Genomic DNA, 6,895 nt, shown 5'->3' on the forward strand with positions numbered 1-6,895 from the left:
CATGACCCGATACTCAATTCCTGCCCAAACGCAAACGCCTCCCCAAAATGAATTTACTTTAACTAACGACGGTCATCAACAAGATGTAGAATCTTTTGATTGGGAATCGCGGATGTCAAGATTAGTTGGCTTTGAAGAAGAATCTTCTAGTGATATCCCAGGATCGGAAGACTTTGCAACGCCGCCAGAGCCGCTATCTCTTCCACAAGAAGTTCAGACCAAGCAAGCACTCTCATCCAATCCCTTTGCCAAGTTAGGCTTGGTGGGGGCTGCTACCTTAGCGATTGTTTTGGTGGGTGGTGTGTTTTTGTCTCAGTTAATGAGTGGCAGCAATCAAAAGCCAAAAGCTATTGTTTCTCCACCAGTGCAAGAGCAACCCACTGATGAATCCATATCTCAACAGATGGAAGGCCAAATAGATACTCTCAAAACTAAATTAGCTCTGACTGAACAAGCACAGATGGTGAAAGATGCCCAACAACAGCTCAGAATTGCTAAATCAACGCCGACAGTAGCCTTACAACAACCGTCAGTTAGACAGAAAGTGATCCCAACACCCCCACCAACAGCTTACGTACCTCGGACAGTGACAGTTGAGCGCATCATTAGAGTACCTGCTTCTCAACCTTCGCGATCGCCCCAGCCACTAGTTGCGAAGCCAAATCCTCAACCGGTCGTTAATAATACAACTCCACCATCCCCACCAAACCCATTTGCAGAGTGGGCAAAGTTAGCAAAGTTAGGTAGCTATGGTCAAGTCAATGCTAGCAATCAACCTACTAGTAATATAGCTACTTTAGAACCTGCAACCACTAAGCAGCCGCAGCAAGAGACACCAAACCCCGATCCTGAGCAAACCCCACAACAGGAAACTCCTCCTGCGGTTAGTCAAGCCCAACCGCAGGGAGAGAAATCTGTAGCAGTTGGAAGTAGTGCTAAAGCTGTGTTGGCGACAGCAATATTTGGAGAAACTAGTAATAAGTCAGGCGGTGGTGGTGATACAGATGAAGCGAAAAACGTATTTGTGATCCGATTGAAAGAACCGTTAAAATCTAGCGATGGTGCGATCGCTCTACCTGCAAACACCGAATTCTTAACTGAAATTGGTTCGCTTTCTGAACAAGGTCTTTTGCAGATGAACGTAGTCAAAGTTATCTCGCAAAATAATGGCAACCGCACAGAACGAAGCTTACCCAACAATGCAATTATTCTTCGCGGTACTCAAGGTAAACCTTTAATCGCAAATAAATTTCCTGGTCAAAGTTCGTCCATAGCCTCGATGGATATGGGACTGTTCGTTTTGGGAGGTCTTGGTAAAGCGGCAGAGTTAGTAAATCGCCCTGATACCAAAGTTGTGCCTTTATATAACGGTATCGGCACCAGCCTCGACTCTGACGGCAATCTTATCGAGAACGGCACCAACGGCACCAACGGCACCAACGGCACCAACGGCACCAGATACCCCATTGGTTATACTACTATCACTGAGAACAAACGGAACCTTTTAGCTGGGGTTGCAGAAGGTGGTTTCAACTCTGTAGTACCTCAAATTGCCCAACGCAATCAACAGGCGATCGCCCAAATGTCTCAACAAACTAACGTTTGGTTTTTGCCAGCAGGCACAAATATTGAGATTTACGTTAATCAACCAACTCAGTTTTAAGGGGTAATATTATACCAATTTTATATATTTGCAAACATGAAAAAGAATATTAACTTGTCAGGAAATAACCCAGAACGTTCTTATTTCCTACCTATAGCTTCCTTTATTTTCTCGGTTGCTACGTTCTTATTGGTAGGTCGCGCCGTAGCTAATAACGCCGTTCTGCGTTCTGTATTTTCCTGCCAAGCACAGGGTTTAGGGGGACTAATACCTACGATCGACGTTTGGTATCAACAAGGAACAAACTTAAGTTTTATTCCGGCTGGAGAAGTAATTAAAAAAGTTTGGTTAAATGACCCATCACAAGTAACTATGGATTTTGATGGGCCAGTATGTATGCAGTTTGGTCAAGAAGCTAATAGTAGTTCAGGAGATTGTAAAAACTCCGCAGCAAATGTAATTCAACTCAGACGAATTCAAAAACTGGACATTCCTGGACTTCCTCCCACTAGCAATACACTTTTAACAGTTGTTACCGAAGCGCAAGGTAAAAACAAGTTGTATACTTTTCGAGTTATATATAAAACAGATAATCCTGAATATCACACTTTAGCAGTTTTTCCCGATCCTTCTGGTCAGGAAGGAGCTTGTGCGAAAGTTTTACAATAAATAAAGTTCTAGTAAAATTACCCAATAGCCACAGAAGTTTCCGCTAGACAAAAAGCGCTGATGGCTACGTATGTCTGCATTGTGACCAATCAAAAGCTTTGTTATAATTCTCTCTTTAGAAAAAAGGATTTCGTAGTATTTAAGTCTTTGGGCAGGTTTCTTTCTTTATAGAGCAAGGTTAAGATAAAGTATTAACAAAGTCGTAGTTTAATCAATAAAAAAACGTCATGGCTTAATTGTATTGCCTTACTTAGACGTTTCCAGCGTACATCTTTATAAATCTTCAAATAAAAAATAACTGCAAATTCCAAAATCGTGTAAATATAAAGAAAAGCTTAAGAGGTTACAGACTCATGGTCACTACCAAAATGATGCGACAGCTTTGGGCTGTAATCGAGTCTACCCAGGTCAGCACCCTACTCCAGTTTGATGATGCTGCTTTAGTACAATTGCTTCTCCAGCAGTTACAAGCGAAGCAGGGGCTTGATGCCCAGGCAGATAGCACTCTCAATACTTATATACAATCTAAACTGCCGTTAATTCGTGATACGGCAGAAGGTCGATTATCTTTAGAACAAGGCGGCAATCATTAGTCTGAAAAATCAAATAATTGCTCGCTGCCAAGCATACGCTCACAGTTCAAACAGTGGAATATTATGAATAACTGGCTAGTAGTTGCCCTAGTAGCTTATCTAATTGGAGCAGCGATTGAAGGGGTGAGTACAGCCAGTCAGCTATCTCATTCAATGCCAGAATTAGCTAAAAACACACAAGCTCATCCTTCAGAGTCTGACACCAGGTATAGTTCAAGTTTGCGAGTTGTGGCCGCCATTGCCTCAGTCAGTGTTTGTGGAGCTTTTTTGTGGCCTTGCCGCCTTTTCCACCGTTTAATTAAAGGTAGCGTTCGTGAGCCGAAAACACCAATACAGTAATTCTTTAGAAGCTCTCCCCCAATCCTCTTTGCTTTCCAAGAAGAGTTTTGAGTTAAGCTCCCACTTGTTTATCATGCAGTTTGTTCGGGTTTTGTCTCTACAGATTGCCCAATTTTTGGCTCCGTTCCCGCAAACAGTCGTTCAATATTAGTGCGATGGCGCAAAATCACATATAATCCACCAGCAATCCCAAACAGAATATAGGGTAAGGGTTGATGGAAAAGTAGCATGAAAATGAAAACTGCGATCGCACCTGCAATTGAACTTAAAGAAACAATCCGCGATATTGCCATAACGATAGCAAACACACTCACCGTTGCTAAACCTACTTGCCAATTCATTGCCAATAAAATCCCCAAGCTGATAGCAACAGATTTACCACCGCTAAAGCCCAAAAAAATTGATTTACTATGTCCCAAAATGGCAGCTAATCCAGATATTGTTACTAGCCACGGCTGCCATAGTTGTACATCTACCGTTGGAGGGATATAATTTTGAATTTGTTCAAAGTTAAACAACCAGTAAACTAGAGCGATCGCTAATACTCCCTTTAAGGAATCAAGTACTAAAACCAATGCTCCTGGCCCTTTACCCAAGGTTCTTAGTACGTTAGTTGCGCCAGTGGAACCTGAACCAACTTCCCGAATATCAATACCTTTTAACTGCTTCACAGCAATATAGCCAGTGGGAAAAGAACCCAGCAGGTAAGCTATGACCACAATTGTTCCGCACAGAGTTAACCAAATAGCCATAATATAATATAATACAATTCAAAATTCAAAATTCAAAATTCAAAAAAGTCAAGAGTAATACCTCTTGACCAACGACTAATGACTAATGACTAATGACTCATTTAAAAATCATCATCATAGTTTCTCGCTATTTTGGGATCAGGAGCAAAGGCTAACCACAGGGGAAATTGCAGCAGTGATAGACTGATTTGCTCTTCTGAATCATCAATCATAATCAAGGGTAATTGATTGGCTTTCGTCAATCGGTCTGCTTTTTGAGCCAGAGCGTCAGATGCCTCAAATAAGACTACACCCCGGTCAGGGCCGAAATCTGGGCGACCGATTCCTAGACAATCTTGCAAGCCGCGCCGCCATTCACCTAATCGTTCCGGTGTATTAGCTAAGACTAAAGTACGGACGCGATCGCCATACAGCTTGTGTAATATCGAAATTGCAGCTGAGGCAATCAGAATATTTTGTAAGCGGCTACCCATTGTTCGCAAACCACCCCTTCCTCCTTGGGTAAAAAACCAGTTGGAGATTCGTTCAGCGTGGATTGGTTCAAAGGTACGGCGTAGTTGCCACGGTGGGCCGTAGTAATCTGGTTTATTACGGTATTGGTCAATTAGGCGGCGAATTTGCTTTGTAGTATCTTGAAACTGCTGTTGGGCAAATTGGGGTATTCCAGGTTGGGGTTCAGCTGGTTTAGCCTCTTTTACAGATGGTTTTTCTCGTTCCACCACACTTGGCGTTAGTTGCAACTGCTCGGCGGCAGAAGCCAAATCTTGTAAACTACCTGTGAGATAGTCTTTAAAACCCTGTACCCGAATTGCCAAGTCTTGGGATGTACCAGCAAAAGTAGTTCGCATCTCATTGCGGATACGTTCTTGACGGCGTTCTAATTGTTCTACAGAAATTTGCAGGGTTTGTTTGCGTTGTTCTAACTGCACTAGTGACTCTTGCACGAGTCGCCCCAGTGAGGTTTGAGTTTCACTCACTTGTGTCTGAAGCTTTTCATAAGAAGCTTGCAGCTTGGCTATTTCTAACTTGAGAGCTACTTCAACACTCTGCAACTCTGCCACTCGCTGCTCTGCTTCTGTATATAAAGAATTATTTACCGATCCTATTTCAGACCCCAGGGCGACATTTTCCGCTTCTAACTGCACGACAAACTCGCCATTTGAATTTTCTGTTAGCTCTACTGTAGAATTTACCACTTCTGCATTGGAAATGAGTGGCTCAAAAGTTGTGTAGTCCTCTGATGAGCTAATGGCTTTTGTGTCTACTACTGACTCAACTGATGGATTGACTGGATGTTCAACTACATTGTTCTCTTGTGGTTTTTCTGTCAACTGCTTATCAATTGGTTCTGGGGTTTGAGATGCCTCTGGGTTCATAAATAATAGTGTAATTCCTATGACGCGAATAAATAGCTTTTAGAAATATTACAATTGACCTGCTATAAAAGTCCTGAGCATGAGTGCTGAGTTCTGAGTCTATATCAAACAGGACTCAGAACTCAGTACTAAATACGCGGACAACGTTGTTCTAAGCAAGTTTTCAAGGTGTTGGGGTCAAATAAAATCGGCAAAAAGTGAATACTTTTAATTTCTTTAAAGTAAAACAAGATAGGGACTCTATTCCAAAATATCCGCCAGTTTTGCCATTCTTGGTAGGGAAAGCGCCGAATCAATTTTTCGCCTCTGTAAATATCTAAGTCGGTAGCGGTAAATTGCAAACGCAGCGTTAACGCCTGAAACATCAAAAACAAACCAAACAGCATGAAAACGGAGCCTACCCAAGGTTGTACCAACAGTAGTGGAATCGCGGCAATCACCAACACTATGGGTATATTGTAACTAGGCTTGAGTTCCACAGTTGATGTGGAGTTAGAAACAAATGAACTGGTCACAGTCTTAAATCCTGCTTTGTTTAGTAGGCATCTTTCCTATTTTAGAAGTCAAAAGTCAGGAGTTAAAACTTATAACTCCTAACTCTTAACTCCTCACTTCTCATTGCTATGGACTTGTGAATGCACTGCCAGTCCCCTGAAACATTAACCAAGAAAGAAAGAAATTGCTAACAAATATAATCAGCAAGGCAGTCACAACAGCAGTTGTAGTTGACTGTCCTACACCTTTGGCACCTCCTGTTGTCGTCAACCCCCAACTGCAACCAACTACAGCGATTAAAATGCCAAAACACCAGGCTTTAATCATGGCGCTAAAAATATCCCAGATACCAAGAAAGTTACGGGCTGAGTCTAAAAATACCGTATCAGACAGATTGTAGATATTTGTTGCAATGATGAATCCTCCGAACATCCCTGTCACCAAAGACAGAAGGGTTAAAATTGGTAGCATTAAACAGCAAGCAAGGACGCGGGGGATAACTAGGTAATCGATTGGATCTGTTCTCAACATCAACATGGCATCAATTTGTTCTGAGACTCGCATAGTACCGATTTCTGCTGCAAAGGCAGAACCGACTCGTCCTGCCAAAACCACTGCTGTCAACACGGGAGAGAGTTCTCGTGTTAAAGCTACAGAAAGCACTCCGCCGATAACGTTTCCGGCACCAAAGTTGATAAATTCCCGCGCCACTTGAATGGTAAACACCGCGCCAACGAAAATAGCGGTAAATAGAGCAATAAATAGGGAATCTGGCCCAACTGCTGCCATTTGTTCTAAAGTGTTGCGCCGATGGATTTTACCTTTCAATAGGTGAACTAGTACTTGTCCACCCAGAAAAATCGCTGCCAGCAGCCGCTGACTCCATTCCTCTAAACTGGATTTGGATGTAGTCTGGTTCAATGTTCTGTAGCTAACTCGTAACTGCCTTAAGAATAGCGGAAGTCATGGGGAATGGGGAATGGGGAATGGGGAATGGGGAATGGGGAATGGGGAATGGGGAATGGGGAATGGGGAATGGGGAATGGGGATTGGGGAATGGGGAATGGG

General features: G+C 42.7%; 8 protein-coding genes. 4 read left to right on the forward strand and 4 right to left on the reverse strand.

The window, feature by feature from the left end:
- Position 1 precedes the first annotated feature (1 nt).
- The 4 genes from V7K79_RS03300 to V7K79_RS03315 all read left to right on the forward strand — a co-directional run bounded on the left by V7K79_RS03300 (position 2) and on the right by V7K79_RS03315 (position 3,204).
- Complete coding sequence (locus V7K79_RS03300; protein WP_335044679.1) at positions 2 to 1,663, forward strand: hypothetical protein; 1,662 nt, start codon at positions 2 to 4, stop codon at positions 1,661 to 1,663.
- A 36-nt stretch (positions 1,664 to 1,699) separates the two neighbouring features.
- Positions 1,700 to 2,272 carry a hypothetical protein gene (locus tag V7K79_RS03305; protein ID WP_335044681.1) on the forward strand — a complete coding sequence of 191 codons (573 nt, stop codon included), beginning with the start codon at positions 1,700 to 1,702 and terminating at the stop codon, positions 2,270 to 2,272.
- A 353-nt stretch (positions 2,273 to 2,625) separates the two neighbouring features.
- Positions 2,626 to 2,865 (forward strand): hypothetical protein, encoded by a 240-nt coding sequence (locus tag V7K79_RS03310; RefSeq protein WP_335044682.1) that lies wholly within the window; start codon positions 2,626 to 2,628, stop codon positions 2,863 to 2,865.
- A gap of 63 nt (positions 2,866 to 2,928) precedes the next feature.
- The gene (locus tag V7K79_RS03315) at positions 2,929 to 3,204 is read left to right on the forward strand and encodes a hypothetical protein (protein WP_335044685.1); all 276 of its coding nucleotides are present in this window, start codon (positions 2,929 to 2,931) and stop codon (positions 3,202 to 3,204) included.
- Positions 3,205 to 3,275: 71 nt separating this feature from the next.
- Here the strand turns inward: V7K79_RS03315 and plsY are convergent, their stop codons facing one another.
- The 4 genes from plsY to V7K79_RS03335 all read right to left on the reverse strand — a co-directional run bounded on the left by plsY (position 3,276) and on the right by V7K79_RS03335 (position 6,748).
- On the reverse strand, positions 3,276 to 3,956 hold the full coding sequence (gene plsY / locus V7K79_RS03320) for a glycerol-3-phosphate 1-O-acyltransferase PlsY (protein ID WP_335044687.1): 681 nt from the start codon (positions 3,954 to 3,956) through the stop codon (positions 3,276 to 3,278).
- Between the two features lie 101 nt (positions 3,957 to 4,057).
- Complete coding sequence (locus V7K79_RS03325; RefSeq protein WP_335044689.1) at positions 4,058 to 5,332, reverse strand: DUF3086 domain-containing protein; 1,275 nt, start codon at positions 5,330 to 5,332, stop codon at positions 4,058 to 4,060.
- Between the two features lie 128 nt (positions 5,333 to 5,460).
- Positions 5,461 to 5,847 carry a DUF3119 family protein gene (locus V7K79_RS03330; protein ID WP_335044692.1) on the reverse strand — a complete coding sequence of 129 codons (387 nt, stop codon included), beginning with the start codon at positions 5,845 to 5,847 and terminating at the stop codon, positions 5,461 to 5,463.
- A gap of 106 nt (positions 5,848 to 5,953) precedes the next feature.
- A complete protein-coding gene (locus V7K79_RS03335; protein WP_335044694.1) occupies positions 5,954 to 6,748 on the reverse strand; it encodes an MlaE family lipid ABC transporter permease subunit in 795 nt (264 codons plus the stop codon).
- Between the last annotated feature and the right edge of the window lie 147 nt (positions 6,749 to 6,895).

Origin of the sequence: Nostoc sp. (assembly GCF_036917575.1) — a bacterium.
Classification (GTDB): Bacteria; Cyanobacteriota; Cyanobacteriia; order Cyanobacteriales; family Nostocaceae; genus Nostoc.